Source organism: Streptomyces sp. NPDC027185 (assembly GCF_055567035.1).
The window spans coordinates 81,698-108,696 of record NZ_JBVHRF010000005.1 but is presented as its reverse complement, the minus strand read 5'-3'; the positions used below and the strand labels follow the sequence as shown (position 1 = coordinate 108,696).

Here is a 26,999-nt window from a genome sequence, read left to right as displayed (position 1 = left end):
GCGGCGACGGCCGCCGAGGAGGCGAGGGCGCGCCGGGAATCGGCGCCCGCCGGGCCCGTCCCCGTTCAGCCCACGAGGTTGCGGACGAGCATCCAGACCATCGCGACGCCCAGGACCGCGGCGCCCGCGCGGCCCGACAGCCGCAGACGGTAGTAGCGGCCGCGCAGCCCGGCCGTCAGCCAGCGCCCGACGGCGTAGGCGGCGGCCGGTACGCCCAGGACGAGCAGGGCGGCGTTGTCGTGGAAGGCCGCCACCACGTCGCCGTGCAGCAGGTCGTACGTCAGGCGGGTACCGCCGCACAGCGGGCACAGCAGGCCGGTCGCCCACCGCAGCGGGCAGCCGGGGAGCAGATGGCCCGGCTCGTGGGGGTTGGTGTTCCAGAGGTAGACGGCGCCCGCCGCGCCGATGCCGAGGCCCAGTGCCGCACGGCGGAGCGTGGCGGCGCGGAGCGCGGCGCCGTCCGGTGGTCCGGCCGGGGCGGCGGGGCGGGGCGCTGGTCCGGTGGCGGTCATCTCACACGCTCAGCGACCGGGCGTGGTTGACCTGGTTGAGCACGTACATGACCTGCTCCGGGGAGTGCACGGGGACCATCGTGGCGTGGTAGCGCCCGCCACTGGCCACCGTGACCTGCACGAAGCCGGTGGTCACCCGCTCCTTCATGAGGAAGAAGAGCAGACCGAGCAGACAGAAAAAGAAGAAGACGACGCCCAGTACGACGGCGTGGGTGGGGATCTTCTCGTCGGTCCGTGACATGTCCGTCGCGGTCCAGACGGCGCCCTTCAGCGGCATCGGCCCGGCCGGTGTCACGATCGTGTCGCCGCTGACCGCGATGTCACCGATCGAGAAGACGGCTCCGCCACCCGGCGGCTGCCCCGGCGCGAAACCGCCACCCGGTGGCGGGAACCCCGGCGCGCCCTGCGGCTGCGGCGGAGCGGCCGGCGGAGCGGCGGGCGGAACCGGCGGCACCGCGCCGCCCGGGTAGCCGTACCCTGGCTGCGGCGCGGGCGGGTAGCCGTACCCGGGCTCCCCGGGCCGGCCGCCCTGCGGGTACCCGTACGGGGCGGCGGCCGGCGGGGGACCGGCCGGCGGGGCGGGCGCGGCGGCAGGAGGCGGCGGCGTACCGACCGGCGGCGTACCGGGCTGCGGCGGAACGCCGGGCGCCGCACCGGCCTGCGGCGGCGTACCGGGCACCGGCGGCACCCCGGGCGCCGCACCCGGCGCGCCCCCCTCGGGCTCCGCCGCCGGAGCGGTCCTGGCCATCGGATCAGGCGTGGCCGGCGGATCGGACTTCACGAACGCATCAGGCTTGACGAACGGGTCCGCCCCCGTGGAAGGGGCCGCCCCTGTAGCTGTCCCGGCTTCCGCGGGTGCTCCCGCTCCGGCGGACGGGTCCGCCGGAGCGGAAGGGCCGCCCGCCGACGGATCCGCCCCCGCGGGCGATCCCGGTGTGCCGTGCGGATGCGGTGCGTCCCCGGACGGGCCCGGTTGCTGGTGCGCCATGGTGATCTGTCCCCCGAGTGTGCGCGGTGCCGACGGTGAGTGGTCGGTACGAGGAGCCGTACCCGGCCATCCTGCCAGTAGGCCACCGTGTGGGGGCCGGGCGCCGGACAGCGGGACCGGACAGCGCCGGCCGCCCGCCCCCGGGCCGGGCCGCGGCCGGCGGGCGACGCGGTCCGGGCGGCAGGAAGGCATGTAGTCGGGTTACCGTTCGAGTGGCGTTGCGGGGATTTTCCGTTTGACACGGGGGCGGGAGGTACCGTCACACTCCGCAGCGTCAAGCGACACCGCAGTGTCCGCCTTCAGCGCTATCGCCTGGAGGTATCCAGGCGTCGACCGGAGAGAAGAGCGAAGTTGTCCCCGACCAGCGAGACCGCAGAGGGCGGCGGCCGCCGACTCGTCATCGTCGAGTCGCCTGCCAAGGCCAAGACGATCAAGGGCTATCTCGGCCCCGGATACGTGGTCGAGGCCAGCGTCGGGCACATCCGTGATCTCCCCAACGGCGCGGCGGAGGTCCCGACGAAGTACAAGGGCGAGCCGTGGGCCCGCCTCGGGGTGAACGTCGACGCCGACTTCCAGCCCATCTACGTCGTCAACAGCGACAAGAAGGACCAGGTCAAGAAGCTCAAGCAGCTGCTGGCCGAGTCCGACGAACTCTTCCTCGCCACCGATGAGGACCGCGAGGGCGAGGCCATCGCCTGGCATCTCCAGGAGATCCTCAAGCCCAAGGTCCCCGTCCACCGCATGGTCTTCCACGAGATCACCAAGGACGCCATCCGGGACGCCGTGGCGCACCCCCGCGAGCTGAACAAGAAGCTCGTCGACGCCCAGGAGACCCGCCGCATCCTCGACCGTCTCTACGGCTACGAGGTCTCGCCGGTCCTGTGGAAGAAGGTCATGCCGCGCCTGTCGGCCGGTCGGGTGCAGTCCGTCGCCACCCGCCTCGTCGTCGAGCGCGAGCGCGAGCGCATCGCCTTCCGCTCCGCCGAGTACTGGGACCTGACCGGCACCTTCGCCACCGGACGCAGCGGTGACAGCTCCGACCCGTCGACGCTGACCGCCCGCCTCGCCACCGTCGACGGGCGCCGCGTCGCCCAGGGCCGTGACTTCGGCGCCGACGGCCGGCTGAAGAACGACGCGGTGCTCCACCTCGACGAGGCGAACGCCCGCGCGCTGGCCGCCGCCCTTGAGGAGACCGCCTTCGCGGTCCGCTCCGTCGAGTCCAAGCCGTACCGCCGCTCCCCGTACGCGCCGTTCAGGACGACCACCCTCCAGCAGGAGGCGAGCCGCAAGCTCGGATTCGGCGCCAAGGCGACAATGCAGGTGGCGCAGAAGCTGTACGAGAACGGCTTCATCACCTATATGCGTACGGACTCCACGACGCTCTCCGACACCGCGATCTCCGCCGCCCGCGCGCAGGTCACCCAGCTCTACGGCGCCGACTACCTGCCCGACAAGCCGCGCAGCTACGCCGGGAAGGTCAAGAACGCGCAGGAGGCGCACGAGGCGATCCGCCCCTCCGGCGACCGCTTCCGCACCCCGGCCGAGACGGGCCTGACGGGTGATCAGTTCCGGCTGTACGAGCTGATCTGGAAGCGGACCGTCGCCTCCCAGATGAAGGACGCGACCGGTAACTCCGTCACCGTCAAGATCGGTGGCCGCGCCGCCGACGGACGGGACGCCGAGTTCACCGCGTCCGGCAAGACCATCACCTTCCACGGCTTCCTCAAGGCGTACGTCGAGGGCGCCGACGACCCCAACGCCGAGCTGGACGACCGCGAGCGCCGGCTGCCGCAGGTCGCCGAGGGCGACGCGCTGGGCGCCCGGGAGATCACCGCCGACGGCCACGCCACCAAGCCCCCGGCCCGCTACACCGAGGCGACGCTGGTCAAGGAGTTGGAGGAGCGGGAGATCGGCCGCCCGTCGACGTACGCGTCGATCATCGGCACGATCCTGGACCGCGGTTACGTCTTCAAGAAGGGCACCGCGCTCGTCCCGTCGTTCCTCTCCTTCGCCGTCGTCAACCTGCTGGAGAAGCACTTCGGGCGGCTCGTCGACTACGACTTCACCGCCCGGATGGAGGGCGACCTCGACCGCATCGCGCGCGGTGAGGCACAGTCCGTGCCGTGGCTGCGGCGCTTCTACTTCGGTGAGGGCGGCGAGGACAGCGCCTCCGGTGCCGCCTCGGACGCCGGCAACGGCGACGGCGACCACCTCGGTGGCCTGAAGGAGCTGGTCACCGACCTCGGCGCGATCGACGCCCGGGAGATCTCGTCGTTCCCGGTCAGCGACGACATCAAGCTGCGGGTCGGCCGCTACGGTCCGTACGTCGAGCGCGGGGAGAAGGACGCCGAGGGCCACCAGCGCGCCGATGTGCCGGACGACCTCGCGCCCGACGAGCTGACCGTTGAGCTGGCGGAGGAGCTGCTGGCCAAGCCCAGCGGCGACTTCGAGCTGGGTACCGACCCCGAAAGCGGCCACCAGATCGTTGCCAAGGACGGCCGGTACGGCCCGTACGTCACCGAGATCCTGCCCGAGGGCACGCCGAAGACCGGCAAGAACGCGGTGAAGCCGCGGACGGCGTCGCTCTTCAAGTCGATGTCGCTGGACACGGTGACGCTGGCCGACGCGCTCAAGCTGATGTCGCTGCCGCGGACCGTCGGCACGGATGCCGAGGGTGTGGAGATCACCGCGCAGAACGGCCGCTACGGCCCGTATCTGAAGAAGGGCACCGACTCGCGCTCCCTGGAGAGCGAGGAGCAGCTCTTCACGATCACGCTGGAGGAGGCGCTGGCGATCTACGCCCAGCCCAAGCAGCGCGGCCGGGCCGCCGCCAAGCCGCCGCTGAAGGAGCTGGGCACCGACCCGGTCAGCGGTAAGCCGGTGGTGGTCAAGGACGGCCGGTTCGGCGCGTACGTCACCGACGGTGAGACCAACGCGACGCTGCGGCGGGACGACGACGTCGAGACGATCACCGCGGAGCGCGGCTACGAGCTGCTGGCCGAGAAGCGCGCCAAGGGCCCGGCGAAGAAGAAGACCGCCAAGAAGGCCCCGGCGAAGAAGGCGGCCAAGAAGGCGCCCGCGAAGAAGACCGCGGCGAAGAAGACGGCTGCCAAGAAGACCACGGCGGCGAAGAAGACCACCGCCGCCAAGAAGACGACCGCGGCGAAGAAGACCGCGGCGGCGAAGACGGCGTCCGGCGAGTCGGGCGAGGAGTGAGCGGACGGGCGGCGGGTCCTTGCCCGCCGCCCGTTCCGTCCCCGGGGCGCCGGGCCGCATCGCGCGGTCCGGCGCCTTCTTGGTGGTCCGGCGGGTGGCCTGGCCCGGTGGTCCGCCGGTGTCTCCGTGGCCCGGGGCAGTGCTTTCGCGGTCCGGTGCCGGCCCGTGGCCCCGCGGGTGGCTCGCGGGTCGGTGCCTCTGCCCGGCGTGTGGCCGTATCCCGTGCGCCCCGGCGCCCGGCCGCGTCCCGTGCGCCGGTGGTGCGGCCCCGGCCGGTTCCGTACGAGGGCGGCGTACGACGTGTCCGTACCGGCGCCGTACGAGGACAAGGCCGGGCAAGGCGGGCAAGGGCCCGGCGGGGCCGCGCCTTTGTTCGGGCGGGGCCCGCTCGGACGGGGCCTGCCGATAGGCTGGGCGGATGACGCGTGCCGAGCAGCCAACGGCCCAGACCCCCACTTCAGGCGCCCTTGCCGCGGATTCCCGCGAGCGCGCCGTACGAGCCCTGTTGCGCTTCCCGCCGCTGAAGCGGCTGTGGGGCGCCCAGTTCACCGGGGCCATCGGCGATGCCCTGTCCATGCTGGTCCTCGTCCTCCTCGCCCTCCAGGCGGCGCTGTACGTCCCCCTGGGCGGCCAGGCGGCGTTCGGCGGCGGCTACCGGGGCGCGGCCCTCGCGGTCACCGTGGTCTTCGCGGCGAGGATGCTGGCGACCCTGCTCTTCGGGGCGGTCCTGCTGGGCCCGCTCTCGGCGCTGACCGCGCCCGCCGGACCGCTCGACCGCCGCTGGACGATGATCACCGCGGACGTCGTACGGGTCGCGCTGCTGGTCGTCGCGCCGCTCTGGCTGGACTGGACGCACGGGAACGCGCTCGCCTGGCTGCTGGTCACGGTCTTCCTGACCGGTGTCGCCGAGCGCTTCTGGACCGTCGCGCGGGAGAGCGCGGCGCCGGGGCTGCTGCCCGCGCCGCCACCCGAGGGCGCCGCGGTGAGGCCGCTGCCCGACAACCTGGCCGCGCTGCGGCGGCTGTCGCTGCGCACCACCTTCGTCTCGCTGCCGCTCGCCGCCGCCGCGCTCGTCGTCCTCACGCTCCTCGGCAAGCTGCTGGGCACCGGCGTCGCGTGGTTCGACAGTCACCCGGCGGCCCTGGGCTCCTACGTGGCGGCGGGGCTGTTCGCCGCGTCCGTGTCGGTCCTGTACTTCATCGAGCTGCCCGGCGGCGCCGCGCCGCGCCCGCGCTCCCCGTTGGAGGGGCTGCGCCGCGCCAAGGGCACCGGCGACGGCAAGGGCCGCACCGGCACCACCCCGCTGCTGGTGCTCGCCTGCGCCGCGGTCGCCGCGGCCGTCGCCGCCGCGGTCTCCCTCGCCGTGCTGCACGCCGCCGACCTGGGCGGCGGGCCGGTCCTCTTCGCCCTGTTGGTGCTGGTGCTGACCGGCGGCCCGGCCGCCGGGATCCGCGGCGCCCGCCGGGTGCTCCCCGCGCTGTCCCGCCGCCGTCTGCTGGCCCTCGCGGTCGCCGCGACGGGCCTGGCCCTGCTGGTCATGGGCCTGGTGACGGACGCGACGACGGCGGTGCTGCTGGCGCTGCTCGCCGGGGTGAGCGCCGGTGTCGCCGCCAACACCGGCCACGTCCTGCTGGAGCAGGAGGCCGAGGAGGCCGACCACGCCCGGACGACCGGGCATCTGCACGCCGTGGTCCGCCTCGCGGTCGCGGTGGCCGCGATCGTCGCGCCGCTGCTGGCCGCGGTCATCGGCCCGCACCGGGTCGGCGGCGGCGCGTTCGCCTTCGACCACGGCGGCGCCGCGTTCGCGCTGATGCTGACCGGCGCGCTGCTGCTGCCGGTCGCCGCCTGGGTGCTCAGCAAGGTCGACGACCGCAGCGGTGTGCCGCTGCGGCGTGATCTGCGCGAGGCGCTGCGCGGCGGCGACCCGGAGCAGGCGCCCGCGCCCACCGGTTTCTTCATCGCCCTGGAGGGCGGCGACGGCGCGGGCAAGTCCACGCAGGTCGAGGCGCTCGCCGAGTGGATCCGGGCCAAGGGCCACGAGGTCGTGGTGACCCGCGAGCCGGGCGCCACCGCCATCGGCAAGCGGCTGCGCTCGATCATCCTGGACGTCTCCACCTCCGGGCTGTCGGACCGCGCCGAGGCGCTGATGTTCGCCGCCGACCGCGCCGAGCACGTCAACAGCGTCATCCGGCCCGCCCTGGAGCGCGGCGCCGTCGTCATCACCGACCGGTACATCGACTCGTCGGTCGCCTACCAGGGCGCCGGACGCAACCTCGCGCCCACCGAGATCGCCCGGATCTCCCGCTGGGCCACGGACGGCCTGGTGCCGCATCTGACGGTGCTGCTGGACGTCACCCCCGAGACCGCGCGGGAACGGTTCACCGAGGCGCCGGACCGGATGGAGTCCGAGCCCGCGGAGTTCCACGAGCGGGTGCGCGCCGGGTTCCTGACCCTGGCCGCCGCCGACCCGGCCCGCTACCTCGTCGTCGACGCGGGCCAGGAGCCGGAGGCCGTCACCACCGTCGTACGCCACCGCCTGGACCAGGTGCTGCCGCTGTCGGAGGCCGAGGTCAAGGCGCAGGAGGAGGCCCGTCGGGCGGCCGAGGCCGAGGCCCGCCGCAAGGCCGAGGAGGAGGCCGCGCGCAAGGCCGAGGAGGAGCGGCTGGCGCGCGAGCGCGAGGAACAGCTGGCGAAGCTGCGCGCCGAGGAGGAGGAGCGCAAGCGCCAGGAGCTGGAGGAGGCCAAGGCCCGCGAGGCCGCCCGGCTGGCCGAGGAGGCCCGGCAGCGCGCCGAGGAGGCCCGCCTCGCCGCGGAGGCCGAGCGCAAGCGCCGTGAGGCCGAGGAGCGGGCCCGCGCCGAGGAGCAGGAACGGCTGCGCAAGCGGGCCGCCGAGGAGGCGCGGCTGCGCGCCGAGGCCGAGGAGCGCCGCAAGGAGAAGCAGCGCAAGGCCGAGGAGGCGCTGCTCCGCGCCGAGCAGGCCCGCGTCGCGGCGGCCGAGGCGGCCGCCGCCGCGGAGGCGAAGGCGGCGGAGGAGGCCCGGACCGCGGCCGACGCGCCGACGACGGAGACGCCCGTCGCCGACCTGCGCAAGCGGACGGCGCGGGAGGGCGGAACGTCCACGGGGCCGACGGGGTCGTCCGCCGGGCCGTCGGGCGGTACGAGTTCCGGTTCCGGTTCCGCTCCGGGCGGCGCCGGCCCGGCCGGCGGCGGCGCCACGGATTCCGCTTCCGGTGCCGACAGCGAGCGGACCGCCGCCCTGCCGCTGCCCGGGACGCCCGCCGGCGCGGCGGACGAGACGACGGTGCTGCCGCGCGCCGCGTACGACCCGGACTCCGAGGAGACCAGCGTGCTGCCGGCCGTCCGCCCGGAGGAGCGCGACGCGGCCCCCGAGGACCGGGTGCCGTCGTGGCTCTTCCGCGACGAGGAGCACGGCGGCGCGCGGGGCACCGCGCACGAGCACCCGGCTCCCGCCGAGTCCGGCGCCGAGCGCACCCGCGAACTCCCGCAGCTCGACCCGGAGACCGGCCGCCCCGCGGAGCCCCCGCAGCGCGCCCGGCGCCGCCCGGAGTGGGCGGAGGAGACCCCGCTGGACGACCTCCCGACCCTCTCCGACGAACTGTTCGGCCGCCGCTTCGAGGACGGCGACGACCGTCGGGGTCACCGCGGCTGACCCGAGCCGACCGCCGCACGCCCGTGGCCCGCAGCCCTCCGCTGCGGGCCACGGGCGCTTTCGTACACCGCCGGCGGACGGCGGCCGGACGGGATTGTCGGTGGGGTGCACCACAATGGAACGAGCGCGAGACGCGGCGGCGCGTGCGGTGGCACCCGCACCCCGCCGTAGCGGCGCCGGGGCCCGTCGGCCCGCTCCCGCCCCGCGCGGCCGGGAGAGCGACGGCAGCCCCTGGACCAGCGGGAACGGAGGCCGCGACGGGCGGCCCCGGACACGGAGCGGGAGAGGGACGGCGGTCAGCGATGGCGGTATGGGACGACGTGGTCGGCCAGGAGCGGGTGACACAGGAGCTCGCCGCGGCCGCACGGGACGCGGACGCCCTCGTCTCCGCCGACCAGGCCCTCGGCGCCGCGCTTCCCGGTGAGCCGGCGGCCGGGCCGGCCGGGCCCGGGGGCGCCTCCCGGATGACGCACGCCTGGCTGTTCACCGGCCCGCCCGGCTCGGGCCGCTCCACCGCCGCCCGCGCCTTCGCCGCCGCCCTTCAATGCGTCTCCCCGGACCGCGCGCTGGGCGGTGCCCCCGGCTGCGGCTTCTGCGACGGCTGTCACACCACCCTGGTCGGCACCCACGCCGACGTCGAGATCGTCCGTACGGACCTGCTCTCCATCGGCGTGAAGGAGACCCGTGACCTGGTGCGCCGGGCCTCGCTCTCCCCGGCGGGCGGCCGCTGGCAGGTGATCGTCCTGGAGGACGCCGACCGCCTCACCGAGGGCGCGGGCAACGTCCTGCTCAAGGCAGTCGAGGAGCCCGCGCCCCGCACCGTCTGGCTGCTCTGCGCCCCCTCCATCGAGGACGTCCTGCCGACCATCCGCTCCCGCTGCCGCCACCTCTCGCTCCGTACGCCGCCGGTCGACGCGGTCGCCGACGTCCTGGTGCGGCGCGACGGCATCGCGCCCGAGGCGGCCGCGGCCGCCGCCCGCGCCACCCAGGGACACATCGGCCGGGCCCGCCGCCTCGCCACCGACGAGCGGGCCCGCGCCCGCCGCGCCGCGGTCCTCAAGCTGCCGCTGCGCGTCGACGACATCGGCGGCTGCCTCAAGGCCGCCCAGGAGCTGATCGACGCGGCGGGCGAGGACGCCAAGCAGGTCGCCGAGGAGGTCGACACCAAGGAGACCGAGGAGCTGCGGGCCGCTCTCGGCGCCGCCGCGGGCACCGGCGGCCGCCTCCCCCGTGGCACCGCGGGCGTGATGAAGGAGCTCCAGGACCGCCAGAAGCGCCGCGCCACCCGCACCCAGCGCGACAGCCTCGATCTCGCCCTCGTCGACCTCACCGGCTTCTACCGCGACGTCCTCGCCCTCCAGCTCGGCGCTTCGGTCCCGCTCGCCAACGACGAGGTCCGCGACAGCCTCGACCGCGTCGCCCGCGCCTCCACCCCGGCCCGCACCCTGCGCCGCATAGAAGCGGTCCTCGCCTGCCGGGAAGCCCTGGACCGCAACGTCGCACCCCTGCTGGCCGTCGAGGCGATGACGGCCGCGCTACGGGCGGGGTGAGAGCGGGGGCGTTCACCGCACGGTGGCCCGTCCGCGCGCCGGTCCGGTCACGGAGGAGGCAGCTCCGGTACGGGCCGGGGCGAGCCGTCCGTGCCGCCCAGGCGTCCGGTTGGAGGGGGCAGCTCCGGTACGCCCGGGGCGTGGCCCGGCGGTTCGGACGTCCGGGCGCGGGCCTTCCGGTGGCGCCCCGGCCTCGGCCCATCGGCCCCGGCGGTTCGGGCGCGGGCCGGCCTCTTTCCGGTGCCGCTCCGGCCTTGGCCCATCGGCCTCGGCCCATCGGGCCCGGCGCCTCGGCCGCACCCCGCTCCCGGCCCGGTGCCCCGGCCCCGGTGCCCCGGCCTCAGCGCGTCCCGGCCCGCGACCTCCGGCCTCCGTCCCCGTGTCCCGAAACAAGCCACGGGCGGGCGGCCGCCGGGGCGGAGGCTCCGCAGGCGCATACCGCCACGGCCGCTCCGCCCCACGTACAGCACACACCGCCTCCGCCCCGCTACGCTCCGTTCATAAGATTTCGGGCACCGCGCCCGATACCCCGCACCGGCCACCGGGCCGGCGCCCCGCGGCCGGCCGCCGGCGGCGGCGGACGCGGTGCCGCCCCGCCGGCTCCCCGCACCACCGACGCCGCGCGCCGCACCCCGCCGGCGCCCCGGCACGCCGCACCCGTCCGCCGTTCGCCCACCGAGTTCACAGGGACAAGGGACCGCCCATGGCCATCAGCCGTCCGTTCCGTATCTCCGCCGCGTTCTTCGCGGCCACCGCGCTGTTGATCTCCGGCTGCTCATCGGGACCGTCCTCCTCGCCCTCCGCGGCCGGTCAGGGGCGCGCCGAGAACGCCGACGCGTCCGGGAGGTCCAGCAGCTCCCCGCAGTCCACGCTCGCCCCGCTCGCCACCGCCGTCCCCGCGGACCTCCGGCCGTACTACGACCAGAAGCTCAGCTGGCGCGCGTGCGGCGTCAGCGGCTTCGAGTGCGCCACGATGAAGGCGCCCCTGGACTACGCGCGGCCCGGCGAGGGCGGCGACCTCAAGCTCGCCGTCGCCCGGAAGAAGGCCACCGGCCCCGGCAAGCGCATCGGCTCACTCATGGTCAACCCCGGCGGCCCCGGCGGCTCCGCGATCGACTACCTCCAGCAGTACGCGCCCGAGCCCGCCGCCGTCCGCGCCCGCTACGACATGGTCGCGATGGACCCGCGCGGGGTGGCCCGCAGCGCCCCGGTGGAGTGCCTCTCCGACCAGCAGATGGACCGCTACACCCGGACCGACCAGACCCCCGACGACGCCGCCGAGGCCGACAAGCTGACCACCGCCTACCGGAACTTCGCGAAGGGCTGCGAGGCCCGTTCCGGCAAGCTCCTGCCGCACGTCTCCACCGTCGAGGCGGCCCGCGACATGGACGTGCTGCGCGCCGTCCTCGGCGACCGCAAGCTGTACTACGTCGGCGCCTCGTACGGCACCTTCCTCGGCGCGACGTACGCCGGGCTGTACCCGTCCCGCGTCGGCCGGGTGGTGCTGGACGGCGCGATGGACCCCTCGCTCGGCCCCCGCCAGGTCAACATCGAGCAGACCGCCGGCTTCAACACCGCCTTCACCGCCTTCGCCGAGGACTGCGTCAAGCGCACCGACTGCCCGCTCGGCACGAAGAGCGCCGCGGACGCCGGCAAACGCCTCTCCGCCCTGTTCAAGAAGGCGGACGCGCATCCGCTCGACACCGGCGGGGACCGTACCCTCACCGAATCGCTCGCCATGACCGGCGTGATCGCCGCGATGTACGACGAGAAGGCGTGGCCGGTCCTGCGCGAATACCTCGCCCAGGCGGAGAAGGGCGACGGCAGCGGCCTGCTGACCCTCTCCGACAGCTACTACGAACGCGACCCGGACGGCCACTACGCCAACCAGATGTACGCCAACCCGGCCGTGAACTGCCTCGACCTGCCCCCGGCGTACACCTCGCCCGCCCAGGTCCGCGCCGACCTCCCGCGCTTCCGCAAGGCGTCCCCCGTCTTCGGCGACGAGTTCGCCTGGGCCTCCCTGAACTGCGCGTACTGGCCGGTCAAGCCCACCGGCACCACCGAACGCATCGAGGCGAAGGGCGCCGCCCCTATCGTCGTCGTCGGCACCACCCGCGACCCCGCCACCCCGTACACCTGGGCCAAGGGCCTCGCCGCCCAGCTCTCCAGCGCCACCCTGCTGACTTACGAGGGCGACGGCCACACCGCCTACGGCCGCGGCAGCACGTGCATCGACAAGGCCGTCAACACCTACCTCCTCGACGGCACCCCGCCCCCGAAGAACAAGCGCTGCACCTGACCCCGCCCCCACCCCTCTGACCAGCCCCTCCACCGAGTACGAACCACCCCTCCGGCATGTGTAGACTGGGCCGCGCACCACGCCGCCTTAGCTCAGTCGGCCAGAGCGACGCACTCGTAATGCGTAGGTCAAGGGTTCGATTCCCTTAGGCGGCTCAGGAGGAAAACCCCAGGTCACGTAATTCGTGACCTGGGGTTTTTCGTTGTGTGGGGGGTTTCCTGGGGCGGAGTGTGATGGCCTCCGCCGTTTCGTGTGCGGCCCTCGTGCGGTCCCCTGACAAGGCAGTCGTTCCAACTGTCCGGGGCAGGGGCGCCCGAGGGGGCGCACATGTGGGCGCCAGGGGCCCTGCCCGTTCGGGTACCCCCGTTGAGGGGTCGCGTGGGGGTGCGATCGAGGTGGACGAACACGCCTGTGCCCGGCGGTGGGTGGGCGGAAGACTCCAGTCGTCGGAGCGAGAGCTGACTGCCGCGTTCTGCGGGGCAGGGAGGAGACGGCGGCATGGTGGGTGCGGGCGGGGCCTGGTGGGCGGCGGTGGGTGGTTATGTGCCCGAGGTGCTGGGGGTGGTTGCCCAGCACCCCGAGAAGGTGGTGCTGCGCTACCCGGGTACGGAGCTGACCGGGGCCGCGTATCTGCGGGCCGTCACCGGGGCCTACCGCGTGCTGCGGGCGAACGGGGTCGGGCCGGGGACCGTGGTCGCCGTTCTCACCGCGCCCAACAGCCCGGACATGATCAGTGTGCGGCACGCCGCGCACCTTGCCGGTGCCGCCGTCTGCTACCTGCGCTCCACCAACCCGGGTACCAGCTCCGCGATGCTGCCGCTCACCGATCAGCTCGGCATCCTGCGGGCCACGGGGGCGAGCGTCCTCTACGCCGACCGGACCGGCGCGGCGCGCGCCGCCGAGCTGGCCGCGGGCTCCGGTGCGGTGCTGGTCGGTCCCGGGCAGCCCGGGACCGCCGGGATCGTGCCCGGCGACGACCCCGGGGACGTCGCCCCGGAGTGCGGGGCGCCGGACGACCTGTCGGTGATCATGTTCACCAGCGGGAGCACCGGGCGTCCCAAGGGGATCCGTAAGTCGGTGCGGTCCTGGGAGGGGTCCGTCCGGATCGCGGTCGAGACGCCCGCGGAGGCCGACGGGATCACGGCGCTGTTCAGCACCCCGCTGAGCCACAGCGCCGGGCTGCTGGTCGACGGGGCGCTGGCGGTGGGCGGCAGTGTGGTGCTGTTGCCGGAGTTCGACGCGGAGCAGGTCGTGCGGGCCGTCGTCGAGCACCGCGTCACCCGCACCTTCATGGCCACCACCCAGCTGTACCGGCTCCTCGACCACCTCGACGATCTGGGGCACCGGAACGCCGAAGCGGCCGGGCTGGCCGGGCTGCGGCGGCTGATCTACAGCGGGACGTCGGCGGCGCCCAGCCGGATCGCCGCCGCGTACCAGGTCTTCGGGCCGGTCCTGCTGCAGCTCTACGGCACCACCGAGAGCGGCCGTATCGCCTTCCTCGACGGGGCCGGGCACGCCGACGCCGAGCTGGCCGCGACGGTCGGTCAGGTCTTCCCCGAGGTCGAGGTGGAGGTGCGGGACCTGGAGAGCGGGGCGCTGCTGGCCGACGGGCAGGTCGGTGAGATCCGGATGCGCTCCGCGCAGCTCATGGACGGCTACCTCGATCCGGCGCTCGACGCCGACGTGCTGTCCGGCGGCTGGTACCGCACCGGTGACATCGGCTACCGCGACGCACGCGGCAACCTCCATCTCTTCGACCGGGTCTCCGATGTCGTCAAGGTCGACGGGGTCAAGGTCTACCCGACCGTCGTCGAACGCGAGTTGCTCACCCTTCCCGGCGTCGCCCTCGCGGCCGTCTACGGCGTACGCGACGGTGACGGCACCGAGCATCTGCACGCCGCCGTGACCTGCCGCCCCGGCACGCGCGTCGAGCCCGACGCGGCACGTAAGCACATCAGCTCCGCCCTCTCCCCGGCACAGGCCCCCGAGCGGGTCCTGGTGCTCGACGAACTCCCCATGAACGCGGGGGGCAAGCCCGACAAGGCGCGGCTGCGCGCGCACAGCGCCGCCGCCGTCTGATCCACCGCGTCACCCGGCTTTCCTGCCAGCTCAGCCACTTCATCCCTTGCTGACCGAGAGGAATTCCCATGCCCCGCCACCTGGACTACTTCACCGACCAGCTCACCGATGAGCAGCGCCGCACCCGTACCTTCCTGGAGATCGGCCGCCGGGCCGGCAACTTCCCCAGCGCGATCGCCCGTACCGCCGACGAGGACGCCGAGGTCAGCGTCTGGTGCAGCAACGACTACCTCGGGATGGGGCAGCACCCCGCCGTGCTGGCCGCCGTCCATGACGCCGTCGCCCGGTTCGGCGCCGGATCCGGTGGCTCCCGCAACATCGGCGGCACCAACCACCGCCACGTGGAGCTGGAGCGGGAACTCGCCGACTGGCACGGCAAGGACGCCGCGCTGCTCTTCACCTCCGGCTACACCGCCAACGACGGCGCGCTCGCGGTGATCGCGGGCAACCCCGAGGGCACCGTGGTCTTCTCCGACGAGCTGAACCACGCGTCGATCATCGACGGGCTGCGGCGCAGCGGCGCCCAGAAGCGCATCTTCCGCCACAACGACGTCGCGCACCTGGCCGAACTCCTCGCCGAGGCCGACCCGGAGGCGCCCAAGCTGATCGTGCTGGAGTCGGTGTACTCCATGTCCGGTGACGTGGCGCCGCTCGCCGAGATCGCCGACCTCGCCGAGCGGTACGGCGCGACCACCTTCCTCGACGAGGTGCACGCCATCGGCATGTACGGGCCCGAGGGCGCGGGCATAGCGCCGCGCGAGGGCATCGCCGACCGCTTCGACATCATCATGGGCACCCTCGCCAAGGGCCTGGGCACCGCCGGCGGTTACATCGCCGGGCCGCAGGACCTGATCGACGCGGTCCGCACCCTGTCGCGGGCGTTCGTCTTCACCACGTCGCTGCCGCCCGCCACCGCCGCCGGCGCGCTGGCCGCCGTACGCCATCTGCGCACCTCCGACGCCGAGCGGCAGAGCCTGGCCCGCAACGCCCGGCTGCTGCACCGGCTGCTGGACGAGGCGGACGTGCCGTACCTGTCGTCCGACTCGCACATCGTCTCGGCGCTCGTCGGCGACGACGCGCTGTGCAAGCAGGCGTCGGCGCTGCTCCTGGACCGGCACAAGATCTACGTCCAGGCCATCAACGCGCCCAGCGTCCGCGCGGGCGAGGAGCTGCTGCGGATCGCGCCGTCGGCGACGCACACCGAGGCCGATGTGCAGAAGTTCGCCGAGGCGCTCGCCGGTATCTGGCAGGAGCTGAAGATCGCTACGGCGTCCGACCGCGCGGCCGGGCGTACCGCCGCGGCGAAGGAGCTCGTGTGACCCGCCCGCTGGCCGCCGTGCTCGCCGATACGGCGGCACGGCGGCCGGACCGTCCGGCTCTGGTGTGGGAGGGCACCGCCGTCAGCTACGCGCGGCTGTGGGAGCGGGCCCGCCTCTACGCCGGAGTGCTGCGCCGCCACGGTGTCGCTCCCGGCGACCGGGTCGTGCTGCTCCTGCCCAACTCACCCCGCTTCCCGGCCGTCTACTTCGGTGTCCTCGCCCTGGGCGCGGTGGTGGTGCCGATGAACGCGCAGTCCCGCGCCGCCGAGGTGGAGTTCGTCCTCAAGGACTGCGACGCGCGGGCCCTCATCGGCGAGGGCGCCGCCCTGGAGCAGGGCGCCCCGGCCGCCTCCGCCGCCGGGCTCACGCTGTTCACCGTGGCGGACGGCCACGGGGACGGCCCCGCGGACGGCATCGGTCTCGACGCGCCGCACACCGGCGGACCGCTCGCGGACCCGGTCGCGGTCGCCCCGGACGAGCTGGCGGCGGTCCTCTACACCTCGGGCACCACCGGCCGCCCCAAGGGCGCGATGCTGACCCATCGCAACCTCGTCACCAACATCGAGGTGACCGCCGTCTCGCCCTTCGGGGTCCAGGAGGACGACGTCCTCTACGGCTGTCTGCCGCTGTCGCACACCTTCGGGCAGATCTGCGTCATGGGCACCTGCTTCCTGGCCGGGGCCACGCTGGTTCTCGCGCCCCGGTTCACCGCGGAGCAGGCGCTGACGGAGATGCGGCGTCACGGCTGCACCGTCTTCATGGGCGTGCCGACCATGTACCACGCCCTGCTCGAAGCCGTGGCCGAGGGCGAGCCCGCGGTCCGGCTGCGGCGCGCCTACAGCGGCGGGTCCGCGCTGGCGGTGCCGGTCCTGGAGCGGGTGCGCCGCACCTTCGGCTGCGAGGTGTACGAGGGGTACGGGCTGACCGAGACCTCGCCGTGCGTCGCGTACAACCAGCCGGGGACCCCGCCGCGGCCCGGCACCGTGGGGCTGCCGGTCGAGGGGGTGGAGGTGGCCGTCGCCCGTGCCGAGGTGGAGGGCCGGGTGGAGCTGCTGCCCGTGGGCGAGGTGGGCGAGATCGTCATCCGGGGGCACAACGTGATGGCCGGCTACCTCGGTCTGCCGAAGGCCACCGCCGAGGTGCTCGTGGACGGCTGGTTCCGCTCCGGGGACCTCGGGCACCTGGCGCCGGACGGCTACCTCACGCTCGTGGACCGGAAGAAGGACGTGATCATCCAGGGCGGCTACAACGTCTACCCGCGCGAGGTCGAGGAGGTGTTGCTGCGCCATCCGGGTGTCGGGCAGATCGCCGTGGTCGGGGTCCCCGACCCGGTACGCGGAGAGGAGGTCTGCGCGGTCGTGGTGCGCCGGGACGGCGCCGGTGACGACGCCGCTCTCCGGGACGGGATCGACGAGTTGGCGCGGCGGGAGCTGACGGGCTACAAGCGGCCGCGCCGGGTGGAGTTCGCCGAGCACCTGCCGCTGGGGCCCAGCGGCAAGGTCCTCAAACGGGAGCTGGCGAAACGGCTGCTCACTTCACGAGAAGCCCGATCTCCAGCGCTTTGACCACGGCGAGCGTGCGGTTGGGGCTGTTGAGCTTGGCGAGGATGTTGCCCATCAGCCGTTTGACGCCGTTCTCGGAGATGCCCAGGGAGCGGGCGGCCTGTTTGTTGCTCAGGCCGTCCGCGACCAGTTCCAGGACCTGCACCTCACGCGCCGTCAGGGCGACGGACGGGCCGGGCCCGGCCGGTACCAGCAGCTGCCGGGCCAGGCCCGCCGATACGTGGAAGCGCCCGGCGGACACATCGTCCAGCGCCTCCCGCAGCAGGCTGAGGTGGAGGGCCGAGCGGTCCACGAAGCCGTGCACGTGCGGGGCCCAGCACGAGTTCACCCGCTCGTCGGGGCGGATGAGTACGATCAGGCGGACCTCGTGGTCGCGCAGTTTCCGGGCCACCGCCGGGTCCGTGGCCTCCTCCAGTTCGGCGGCGGAGGTGAGCAGCAGGTCCGGTGCCGCCTCCGGGGCGGCCTCCGCGGCGCCGGCGATGGTCGGATAGCTGAAGATGCCGGTGATCGACTCCAGGGAACGCAGCATCCCTTCGAGTCCGTAACGGTGGATGTCCTTGCGGACCGCCAGGGCGACGGTGTGACTCCGTGGGGGCCGTGGTGCCGGAAGGGACATGGTCGCTCCTGCTTGCTGTACGAGGGGGGATCGGGAGTGCGAGGTGGCCGCCCCGCGCGGGGCGGCCACTTTCCTGCGGGCGGCCGTGGCCGCGGTGGCCGGTGGGGGCCGGCCGGGGGAGCTGTCCGGGCGGGTCGAGGGCCGCGGGGCGCCGGCCGCGGGCCGGTCGCCGTCCCGGCCCGCGGCCGGCGCGGGTGCGGTCAGTCCTCGGCGTACATCGACTCGATGGTGTGTGCGTGGAGTTCGGCTATGGCTGTGCGGCGCAGGCTGAGCTTCGGGGTCAGCTCCCCGGACTCCGGCGTCCACGGGACCGACAGCAGCCGGTACTTCTTGATCTGTTCGACGCGGGCGAGGACGGCGTTGGCGTCGGCGACGGCCTGCGCCACGGCGTCCCGGACGGCCGGGTGGCGGGCCGGCCGGTCCGTCCCCGCCAGGTCGATCCCGTGGGACTTGGCCCACGCGGGCACCGCCTCCTCGTCCAGGACCAGGAGCGCGGTGACGTAGCGGCGGCGGTCGCCGATGGCGGCGGCCTGGCCGATCAGCGGGTGGGCGCGGAGCAGGGACTCCAGGCGGGTGGGGGCGATGTTCTTGCCGCCGGCGGTGATGATCAGCTCCTTCTTGCGGTCGGTGACGGTGACCAGGCCACGGGCGTCCACGGTGCCGATGTCGCCGGTGGCCAGCCAGCCGTCGGCGTCGGTGGCGGGCTCGACGGACAGGCTGTCGCCGTCGGCGCGCAGATAGCCGGCGCACACCACCGGGCCGCGCAGGAACAGTTCGCCGTCGGCGCCGGTCCGTACCTCGACGCCGGGGCCGGGCCGGCCGACCGCGCCGAGCGTGAAGTGCTCCGGTGTGCTGATCGTCGCGGCGCCGGTGGTCTCGCTCAGGCCCCACACCTCGTACACGCACAGCCCGAGGCCGGCGAGGAATTCCAGGACGGCGGTGGGGATCGGCGCCGCGCCGCTGAAGGCGCGGTGGCAGTCGTCGAACCCGATGGCGGCCCGGACCGGCCGCAGCACGGCCGCGTCCGCCTTCTCCAGCCGGGCGGCGAGTTCACCAGGCACGGCCCGGCCGTTGGACCGCAGCCGGTAGACCTCGACGGCCGTCTCCTGGGCCCGCGCGAGCGCCGCGGCCTCCTCGGGCGGCAGCTCCGCGAGCCGGGCGCGGGCCGCGCTCGCCAGCTTCTCCCACACCCGCGGGACGCCGAAGAACGCGTGCGGGCGCACCGCCCGCAGCGTCGGCAGCAGCTGCGCCGGGTCGTCGCAGAGGGTGACGTGACCGGCGTTGCAGATCGGCATGTAGATGCCCAGCACCCGCTCGGCGATGTGCGCCAGCGGCAGGTGGGCGACCGTGCGCGGGTGCTCGGGCACGGCGACCAGCCGGTCCTGCATCACCGACTCGTGGATGACGTTGTGGTGGGTGAGCACCACGCCCTTGGGGTCGCCGGTGGTGCCCGAGGTGTAGACGACGGTCAGCGGCGTCCCGGGCGTCGCGGCGTCGGTGAGTTCTTCGAAGGCGGTCTCGTCGGGCAGTTCGCGGATCAGGTCGGCGTACGCGACACAGCGCGGGTCGCCGGCCGGGGCGGCGTCCGGCTCCACGAGCACGACCGCGCGCAGCCGGTCCATCTCCGCCAGCGCCGGCCCCCAGCGCTCCAGTTGCCGGGCGTCCTCCAGGACGACGACGGTGGCCGCGCTGTGCCGGGCCACGAAGCGCAGCTGCTCGGTGCTGAGCGTGTCGTACGTGGTGCAGGCCGGCGCGCCGAGGTGGACCGCGGCCAGATCGGCGATCCAGTGCTCGGGCCGCTTGGACATGGCGATCAGCATCCGCTCGCCGCGCGACAGGCCGAGCCCGGCCAGTCCGTGGGTGAGCGCGGCGGTCTCGGCGCGCAGCCGTGACCAGGTCCAGGTGGTGGCGTCCGGGCCGATGCCGCTGGTGAGCGCCGGGCGGTCGGCGTGGTCGCGGGCGTTGCGGCGCAGCAGCCCGGTGATCGTCACGTCCTCGGCGTCGGACAGGTCGAGCGGTGTTGCGAAGGCCACGACGGGCTCCCTTCCTCGTAAGGGTCGGTTCCGGCGGTACGGGTGCCGCGTCAGCCGCGTGGCCGCACCACCAGGGGCAGGCTCTGCAGATGCGGCAGGGAGGCGGGCACCATCCGGATCCGGCTGCCCGGCGCGATGCGCAGCTGCCAGCGGGCGGTGACGGTGGCCAGGGCGGCGGTCATCGTGACCGCGGCGAGGTGTTCCCCGATGCAGCGGTGCGGGCCGGTGCCCCAGGGGAAGAAGGCGCCGCGGGGGAGGTCCTGCCCGGCGTCGGACTCGGAGCGCTCCGGGTCGAAGCGGTGCGGGTCCGCGTACGTGGCCGGGTTCCGGTGCATGGCGCGCGGGCTGTAGCCGATCTCCGCGCCCGCCGGGACGAGCGTGCCGGCGACGACGACGTCGTGCCGGGCCCGCCGGGTGGACAGCATCGGCGCGTGCAGCCGCAGCGCCTCGTCCACGACCTTGCGGGTGTAGGCCAGCTCCCCGAGGTGTTCGTAGGCGAGCGGCGCTCCGTCCAGGACCTTGCGCGTCTCGTCGTGCATCCGCTGCTGCACCTCGGGGCGGACGGCCGTCTCGTACAGGGCCCAGGACAGGGAGGTGCTGGTGGTTTCGAGGGCGGCGAAGAGCATGATCAGGACCTCGCCGCGGATCTCGTGAGCGGTGAAGGGGCGGCCGCCGTCCGGGTGGGTCGCCTTCAGCAGGAGGTCGAGGACGTCCGGCGCGCCGGTGCCGGGGTGGGCGCGCCGGTCCTGGACCAGTGCGTCGATGACGGCGTGGAAGCGGGCCATGGCCGCCTCGAAGCGGCGGTTGGCCGGGGTGGGCAGGGACGTCACGGCCTCGGGGAGGACGGTTCCGGGCAGCAGCCGGTGGGCGATCATGCCGAAGGTCCGCCGGAGGTCGTGGACGACGGCCCGGTCCAGATCGGCGCTGAACAGGGCGCGCAGCACCACCGCGGCGACGTAGTCCGCCATCTCCTCGTCCGCCGCCACGGGCACGCCCGGCTGCCAGGCACCGAAGCGCCGCTCCGCCTCCTCGACGACGATCCGGCTGTGGCCGCGCACATTGCTCCGGGTGAAGGCCGGCTGGAGGGCGCGTCGCTGGTGGCGGTGGACCTCCCCGTCGGAGGCGATCGGCGGGTTCCCGAAGTGTCCGGCCAGTACCTCGAAGAAGCGGCCGCGTTCGAAGGAGTCGCTGTCGATCTGGATGCGGTGCACCAGGGCCGGGTCGTTGGCCAGGTAGATGCCGAGGGGGCCGAACGTGACGTGGACCAGCGGGTCCCGGGTCCTGATGGACTCGAAGAACGACAGCGGCCTGCGCAGGATCGCGGGCAGATGGCCCAGGACGGGGACCCGCCCGGGGGCCGGCGGACAGGGGGCGGTGATCGTTGCTGACATGGCTCTACGGGCTCCTCGTCGTGGCCTGGGCGGCCGGCCGTCGTGATGCGGGGGCGGGCGGGGGCACGGTGCCGACGGCGAGCACGTTGCCCTCGCTGATGTAGCCGTCGGGGTCGTCCAGCGGGTGGTCCGGGCCGGCCGGGTCGGCGAAGCGCCGCCACGCGTCGCCGAGGCCGAGCGCCAGGGCCTGCCCGGCCAGCCGCGCGCAGGCGGCCTTGTAGAAGTCTTGGGCGGCGGGTGTCAGCGGGGCGTGGTGCTCGATCAGCAGGGTCTGCTGGCGTACGCCGGTGAGTTGGGCGCGCCTGAGGTGGCGGTAGAGCTCCCGGGTGCGCAGGAGCTGGTGCGCGTATCCCGGACCGGCGCCCGCGGCACGGAAGAAGTCGGTGAAGAGGTAGGGGTCGGCGGGCCGGGCGGTGATCAGGTGGGCGTCCAGGTCCTTGACGGCGACGATGCCGCCGGGGCGGACGACCCGCGACAACTCCGCGAGGGCGCGGGCGAGTTCCGCGTCGTCGAGGTACTGCGTGGTGTTGGCGCACCAGGCGGCGTCGAAGGTGTCGTCGGGGAAGGGCAGGTCCAGCAGGCTCGCCGTGCGGAGGCCGGTGGGGCAGGGCAGGCGCCAGGCGGCCACCCGCTCCGCGGCGAGGGCGGCGTTCTCCGCGGCCAGGTCGACGGCGGTGACCGCGCCGCCGTCGCCGACGAGCGCGGCGAGGTGCGGCAGGAAGTCGCCGGTGCCGCAGCCCGCGTCGAGTACGTGCTGACCGGGGCCGATACCGGCCTGGCCGAGCAGGTCCAGATAGGGCTGCTCACAGGCGCGGAAGTGCGCGTCGACGATGGAGTGGTGGGTGAAGCCGAGGCCGGTCGACGAGGTGTAGCCCCAGTCCTTGTGGTCGTCGGTCAGCACGCCGCCGCTCCGCTCCCGACGCCGGCCGCGGCGTCGATCCCGTCGGCCCTGCCGCTCCCGCCGTGCCCGTCGGTGGCGCTCCCGCCGGTCCCGTCGATCTCGTCGATCTCGTCGAGGAGTCCGCAGAGCGCGTCGGTGACCTCGTCGGGGGCCTCCAGCGGCGGCAGGTGGCCCGCGCGCGCGAGGGTGAGCAGCCGTCCGTACGGCAGGATGTCCGCGACGTAGCGGCACTCCTCCGGTGTGACCAGCGCGTCCTGGCCGCCGGCGATCACCAGGGCGGGTATCCGGGCGGCCCGCAGCACCTCGGTGGAGTCGGGGCGGGCCGCGATCGCCCGCTGGGCCCAGACCAGCGCGGCGGGGTCGGCGGCGTGGGCGTCGGCCAGCACCCGCGCGAGCAGCTCGGGCCGCTCGGCGCGGGTGGCCTCGGCGAGCAGCAGATGCGTGACGCGCTCGACGACCACCGGGCGGAGCGCCGCGTCCTGGACCAGTTCCGCGAACTGCAGCCGCTGGGCGGCGGCTTCCGGCCCGTCGGCGGTGGCGCGGGTGCCCAGGAGGGCGAGCCCGGCGACCCGGTCGGGGAAGTGGCGCAGGAACGCCATGGCCACGTAGCCGCCCATGGACGCGCCGGCGAGGACCACCCGGTCCATACCGTGCGCGTCGAGGGTGCGGACCAGGTCGCCGGCGACCACGTCGAGGGAGGGCGGGGCGTCGCCGAGCGGGGTGGTGCCGAAGCCCCGCTGGTCGACGGCGAGGACCCGGTGGCCCCGGGCGCGCAGGGCGCGCTCCTGGGCCTCCCACATCGAGGCGTGCAGGGACAGGGCGTGCAGCAGGACGACCGGTGTGCGGCGGTCGCTGCCCGACGGAGCGGGACCGGCGCTCATCGGGAGGCCGCCGCCTCGGCCGAGGTGACGAACTCGCGGATGTGGTCGTGCCGTTCGGCGCCGCGCAGCCACGCCAGGGTGACCGGGGCGGGCGGCAGGTCGTGGATCGGCACCACCTCGATACCGGGCGGCGCGATGTCGGCGAGGGAGATCAGCGAGATGTGGACGGCGTCACCGGCGGCGACCGTCCGCATCATCTCCGGGACGGTACGGACCCGGCGGACGCGGCGGATGGGGCGCCCGGACAGGGTGCGCGGCGGTACGACGTCGTCCCAGACGTCGGCGGGGAAGTCGCCGGGCGGGGCGAAGGCGTCGTAGTCGGCCAGCTCCTCGACGGAGACCGACTCACGGCCGGCGAGCGGATGCGAGGAGCTGACGACCACGGCGCGGGCGTCCTCGGTGAGCACCCGGCTGCAGACCAGGTCGGGTTCGTTGATGCCGAACTTCACGATCATGACGTCGAGTTCGCCCGCGCGCACCCCGCGGAACGGGTCGGCGATGTCGTACTCGCTCAGCTCCACGGCGGACTCCTCGCAGCCGGCGAGCCGGACGATGCGGGACACCACCTCGGTGGAGCCGTGGTAGCCGAACCGTACGGTCCGGGTGCCGGCGGCGGTCAGGGTCTGCTCAGGCAACGAGGGCCTCCTCGGTGAGTCCGGCGGCCACGTCCAGCCGTCCGGGAAGGTGTTTGTCGGGGGTCACGCGCACGCTGGCCAGCCGCGCGGGCAGTCCGGCGATACGGGGCAGCTGGTGGACGACCAGCCGGTCGCCGGGGGCGATGAGGCCGTCCAGGACGGCCTCCACCAGCACATGGTTGACGTGCACCAGCGCCTCGGAGACGGTGCATTCCGCGGTGGCGAGGTACAGGTGCCGCAGGGCCCGGGGGCGGCCCGGCGGGCGGTCCCCGTCCGGGATCTCGACCAGGGTGTCCGGGCGGGCGGTCAGTCCGGCGGGGGCGTTGAAGAGCTTCAGCAGCCGGCGCAGCGAGGAGGTCGCCGCGGCGGGCCCCGGCGCCGTCCACGCCGCGGAGCAGTCGCCGGCGATGTGCGCGAAGTCGAACCGCTCCCGCAGCTGCGCCGGATTGCCCGCGAGGAAGACGGTGCGGGTGAAGGAGGTACGCCACCGCGCCGCCTGCTGCGCCCCGATCCCGAGGGCGAAGGAGCAGGTGTCGCGCACCCACCGGACCGGATCGACGTTCCGCAGCACCACCACGGCCATGGTGCCCGCGTCGCCCTCGGCGCTGATGTCGCTGCGGGCGGCGGTCAGCCCGTCGTACGAGGTCAGATCGTGCCGGGCGGCGAGGTCGGGGCGGGCGACGCGGATGCGCAGCGCCGCCTGTTCGCGCAGGCAGTCCTGGGTCAGGGCGGGCACCGTCGTCGTCACAGGAACACCTTTCGCAGCAGGTCGGCGGCGGCCGCGCTGCGGCGCTTGCCGAGGAGGCGGGAGGTCAGCCGGTAGGGGTCGACGTAGATGTGGTCCTTGCGGTGCTGCGCCAGCCGGTCCTGGAGCGTCGATCCCTCGGGCGCCGGTCCGGCCGCGTCCAGCAGCCGGGCGGCCCGTTTGACGGACTGCAGCAGCAGATCCGCGCGGAACGACTGCTGCCACCCGGGGCCGAGGACGGCGATGAAGTACAGCCGCATGCCCAGGCGGACGGCGTCCTCGGAGTACTCGGCGCGGGCGGCGGCCAGGAGCGGTCCGGCGTGCAGCCCCTGCCAGCCGCCGTGGCGCGCCGACTGGATCTGCCCCTCGATGGGCACCCGGCCCACCGACACCCGTCGCACACGGGGGCCCAGCGCGGCCAGTACCCGCTCCAACTGGAGGTAGTCGGCGTCGAGTTGGTGGTCGTAGAGCAGGACCACCTCGTCGAAGTCCGGGGCGAGCGGGATCAGCTCCCGCAGGGCGCAGGCCAGGTAGTTCGGCCGGCCGTCCGGGGTGACCAGCTGGCGCAGGGGCAGCCCGAAGCGGGTGAGGTCGAGGTAGACGGGGCCGCCCACCGCGCGGTGGTCCAGGCACATGTCCAGGCCGGTGAGGTGGTCGAGGGCACTCTCCAGGTCCAGGCCGGGCGGCTGGTGCCGCAGCAGCCCCGGGTCGTGCAGACCGAGCGCCGCGTAGTGCCCGGACCACATGTCGAGGATGCGGGCGCTCACCGGGTGCACCCAGCCGCGTTCGACCGCCGCGGCGTACGGGAGCAGCGCCTGCGCGGGGGCGCGCTCGGCCGCGCGGAAGGCGACGTACAGCTCACCGATGCGCTCCTCGGTGAAGTCCGCGTAGTCGTCGGCGCCGCGGGTGCGGTCGAGGAATTCCCAGAAGCCCAGGGTCTGTTCGGTGAGGTGGTAGGTGGTGTGGCTGTAGCGGAAGGCGACGCATGCGAGGGGGCGCGTCGCCCGGTACATCACGTCCGCCCACAGCAGCCCCTTGAGGTGGCTGGGGGTGAGCGGTTTGGACGGGGTGATGGTGATGGGCGCGAGGAGCACCCGCGGCCGGTCCACCGCGTCCGGCAGCGGTCGGGGGCCCGCCACGGAAAGGGTCGTCATGCGCGCATCCCTTCTGCCGCGATGACACGGCGTACGAATGCCTCCCGGCCGAGCGGCGGGGACGGTGCCGGTCCGGCGGGGGCCGCCTGCCGGACCCGGGAGAGGAACTTGTCGTCGGCGAACAGCTCCGCGGGCGTGGTCAGCGTCATCAGCATCCGCGTCAGGCCCCGCCACACCGTGCCGTCCCCGCGGGCGGCGTCCACGATCTCCTCGGTGGTGGGCAGCTCCCCGTGCCGCGCGGGCGCGGCGGGTGCGGGCGTGCCGTCGACGGCGGCCCGCCACCGGGCGATACGGAGCCGGTCGGAGGCCACGGACTGCTCGTACCAGGGCAGGAACAGGTCGTGGGTCATCCGGGCGGCGGCCCGCCGCTGCGTGATATCGATGTCAGGCCGTTCGGCCAGCAGGTCCGCGAGGCGTAAGGCGTGGTCGAGGGCGAGCGAGACACCCCGGCCGAGCAGCGGGTTGGTGAGACAGGCGGCGTCACCGACCTGGAAGAGTCCCGGCACCGGAGACTGATCCGGCCCGGCCACTCCCCGCAGGGCGCTGGGCGGGCTGGAGATCACCCGCACCGGGGAGATCGGGGAGCTGACGCCGTCCGCCAGCCAGGGGGCGAGGCCCGGGGTGGCGAGGGCGGCGGCGGTGAACCCGCGGCGGGTGCGCAGGCCCGACAGCGCCGTGTCGCCCGGCAGGGTGCCCAGCGCGATGGAGAAGGTGCCGTTGTCGCCCGGGTGCAGCACCCCCGCGTAGTGGTCGAAGATCTCCCCGACGCCGTGGCCGCGGTTGAGCGGGCCCGGCAGGGCGGGGCCCTTCAGCCGGTAGAAGCGGGTGTGGCCGGCCAGCCCGGACGGGCCGGTGCGGTCGGCGGCCAGCGGCACCCCGGCGGCGTGCAGCCAGCGGCGGGACAGTGCCCGGCGCCCGGTGGCGTCCACCGCGACGTCGGCGGGGATCCGCTCGCCCGCGTCGGTGACGACGGCCCGTACCCGCCGGTCCGCGGGGTGCAGGTCGAGACCGGCGACGGTGGTGCCGTGCCGGAAGGAGACGCCCGCCGTGTCGCGGACCGCCCGGTACAGCAGGATCTCCAGGGCGGCGCGGCGGCAGCCGAGCGCGACCAGTTCCTTGTCGCCCGGCTCCCGGGCACTGTCGGTGGCGTCGGCGGGCAGCGCCCGGGTGAGGTCGAGGAGGGGCGCGCCCGCGGCCCGCAGTGCGGCCAGTACGTGCGGTGCGCGCTCGCGCAGGACGCGGACGCCGAGCGAGGTGAGGGTGTGCGACTGCGAGCCCTGGGGCACGGTCGGGCGCTGCCATCCGGCGGCGGCGTCCTCGGTCGTGGACCACGGGGGCGGCTCGGGGGCACGCTCCAGCACCAGGACGCGGTAACCGATGCCGGACAGTGCCAGTGCGCTCGCCAGCCCGGCCACACTGCCGCCGGCGATCACTGCGGTCGTCAT

The 26,999-nt window shown here is 74.5% G+C and carries 18 protein-coding genes and 1 tRNA gene; 8 read left to right on the top strand and 11 right to left on the bottom strand.

Features of this window, described 5'->3' with window-relative positions; genetic code table 11:
• Positions 1 to 65: 65 nt before the first annotated feature.
• Entirely contained in the window at positions 66 to 512 is a 447-nt protein-coding gene (locus ACZ4M8_RS17760) for a DUF2752 domain-containing protein (protein WP_467608265.1), read from the bottom strand.
• A gap of 1 nt (position 513) precedes the next feature.
• Positions 514 to 1,260, bottom strand: a complete 747-nt coding sequence (locus tag ACZ4M8_RS17755; protein ID WP_467608262.1) for a hypothetical protein — start codon at positions 1,258 to 1,260, stop codon at positions 514 to 516.
• A gap of 591 nt (positions 1,261 to 1,851) precedes the next feature.
• On the opposite strand from ACZ4M8_RS17755, the gene topA reads away from it, so the two are divergent.
• The 8 genes from topA (at position 1,852) to ACZ4M8_RS17715 (ending at position 17,201) form a co-directional block, all read left to right on the top strand.
• Positions 1,852 to 4,716 (top strand): type I DNA topoisomerase, encoded by a 2,865-nt coding sequence (gene topA / locus ACZ4M8_RS17750; RefSeq protein WP_467608260.1) that lies wholly within the window; start codon positions 1,852 to 1,854, stop codon positions 4,714 to 4,716.
• A gap of 418 nt (positions 4,717 to 5,134) precedes the next feature.
• On the top strand, positions 5,135 to 8,386 hold the full coding sequence (tmk, locus tag ACZ4M8_RS17745) for a dTMP kinase (protein WP_467608257.1): 3,252 nt from the start codon (positions 5,135 to 5,137) through the stop codon (positions 8,384 to 8,386).
• A 302-nt stretch (positions 8,387 to 8,688) separates the two neighbouring features.
• Positions 8,689 to 9,936: a DNA polymerase III subunit delta' gene (locus ACZ4M8_RS17740; RefSeq protein ID WP_467608255.1), complete on the top strand. Its 1,248-nt coding sequence runs from the start codon at positions 8,689 to 8,691 to the stop codon at positions 9,934 to 9,936.
• Positions 9,937 to 10,639: 703 nt separating this feature from the next.
• Complete coding sequence (locus tag ACZ4M8_RS17735) at positions 10,640 to 12,238, top strand: alpha/beta hydrolase (protein WP_467608252.1); 1,599 nt, start codon at positions 10,640 to 10,642, stop codon at positions 12,236 to 12,238.
• 81 nt (positions 12,239 to 12,319) lie between these two features.
• A tRNA-Thr gene (locus tag ACZ4M8_RS17730) sits at positions 12,320 to 12,393 on the top strand.
• A 343-nt stretch (positions 12,394 to 12,736) separates the two neighbouring features.
• Positions 12,737 to 14,317 carry a class I adenylate-forming enzyme family protein gene (locus ACZ4M8_RS17725; protein ID WP_467608250.1) on the top strand — a complete coding sequence of 527 codons (1,581 nt, stop codon included), beginning with the start codon at positions 12,737 to 12,739 and terminating at the stop codon, positions 14,315 to 14,317.
• 68 nt (positions 14,318 to 14,385) lie between these two features.
• Entirely contained in the window at positions 14,386 to 15,636 is a 1,251-nt protein-coding gene (hemA, locus tag ACZ4M8_RS17720; RefSeq protein WP_467608247.1) for a 5-aminolevulinate synthase, read from the top strand.
• The gene (locus ACZ4M8_RS17715) at positions 15,633 to 17,201 is read left to right on the top strand and encodes a long-chain-fatty-acid--CoA ligase (protein ID WP_467608244.1); all 1,569 of its coding nucleotides are present in this window, start codon (positions 15,633 to 15,635) and stop codon (positions 17,199 to 17,201) included. Before hemA ends, ACZ4M8_RS17715 begins: the two co-directional genes overlap by 4 nt.
• Here ACZ4M8_RS17715 and ACZ4M8_RS17710 read toward each other — a convergent pair.
• The 9 genes from ACZ4M8_RS17710 to ACZ4M8_RS17670 all read right to left on the bottom strand — a co-directional run bounded on the left by ACZ4M8_RS17710 (position 17,167) and on the right by ACZ4M8_RS17670 (position 26,999).
• Positions 17,167 to 17,814, bottom strand: coding sequence for a helix-turn-helix transcriptional regulator (locus ACZ4M8_RS17710; protein ID WP_467608242.1), 648 nt, complete (start codon positions 17,812 to 17,814; stop codon positions 17,167 to 17,169). The two genes, ACZ4M8_RS17715 and ACZ4M8_RS17710, sit on opposite strands and share 35 nt — an antisense overlap.
• Positions 17,815 to 18,014: 200 nt before the next feature.
• Complete coding sequence (locus ACZ4M8_RS17705; RefSeq protein WP_467608239.1) at positions 18,015 to 19,847, bottom strand: AMP-dependent synthetase/ligase; 1,833 nt, start codon at positions 19,845 to 19,847, stop codon at positions 18,015 to 18,017.
• 50 nt (positions 19,848 to 19,897) lie between these two features.
• Positions 19,898 to 21,238 (bottom strand): cytochrome P450, encoded by a 1,341-nt coding sequence (locus ACZ4M8_RS17700; protein ID WP_467608238.1) that lies wholly within the window; start codon positions 21,236 to 21,238, stop codon positions 19,898 to 19,900.
• Between the two features lie 4 nt (positions 21,239 to 21,242).
• Positions 21,243 to 22,139, bottom strand: a complete 897-nt coding sequence (locus ACZ4M8_RS17695; RefSeq protein WP_467608236.1) for a class I SAM-dependent methyltransferase — start codon at positions 22,137 to 22,139, stop codon at positions 21,243 to 21,245.
• On the bottom strand, positions 22,133 to 23,020 hold the full coding sequence (locus ACZ4M8_RS17690) for an alpha/beta fold hydrolase (protein ID WP_467608233.1): 888 nt from the start codon (positions 23,018 to 23,020) through the stop codon (positions 22,133 to 22,135). The genes ACZ4M8_RS17695 and ACZ4M8_RS17690 overlap by 7 nt, the downstream gene beginning before the upstream one ends.
• Positions 23,017 to 23,655, bottom strand: coding sequence for a substrate-binding domain-containing protein (locus tag ACZ4M8_RS17685; RefSeq protein WP_467608232.1), 639 nt, complete (start codon positions 23,653 to 23,655; stop codon positions 23,017 to 23,019). Before ACZ4M8_RS17685 ends, ACZ4M8_RS17690 begins: the two co-directional genes overlap by 4 nt.
• Positions 23,648 to 24,403 (bottom strand): DUF6182 family protein, encoded by a 756-nt coding sequence (locus ACZ4M8_RS17680; RefSeq protein WP_467608230.1) that lies wholly within the window; start codon positions 24,401 to 24,403, stop codon positions 23,648 to 23,650. The genes ACZ4M8_RS17685 and ACZ4M8_RS17680 overlap by 8 nt, the downstream gene beginning before the upstream one ends.
• A complete protein-coding gene (locus tag ACZ4M8_RS17675) occupies positions 24,400 to 25,554 on the bottom strand; it encodes a hypothetical protein (RefSeq protein WP_467608227.1) in 1,155 nt (384 codons plus the stop codon). Before ACZ4M8_RS17675 ends, ACZ4M8_RS17680 begins: the two co-directional genes overlap by 4 nt.
• Positions 25,551 to 26,999: an FAD-dependent oxidoreductase gene (locus tag ACZ4M8_RS17670; RefSeq protein ID WP_467608226.1), complete on the bottom strand. Its 1,449-nt coding sequence runs from the start codon at positions 26,997 to 26,999 to the stop codon at positions 25,551 to 25,553. Before ACZ4M8_RS17670 ends, ACZ4M8_RS17675 begins: the two co-directional genes overlap by 4 nt.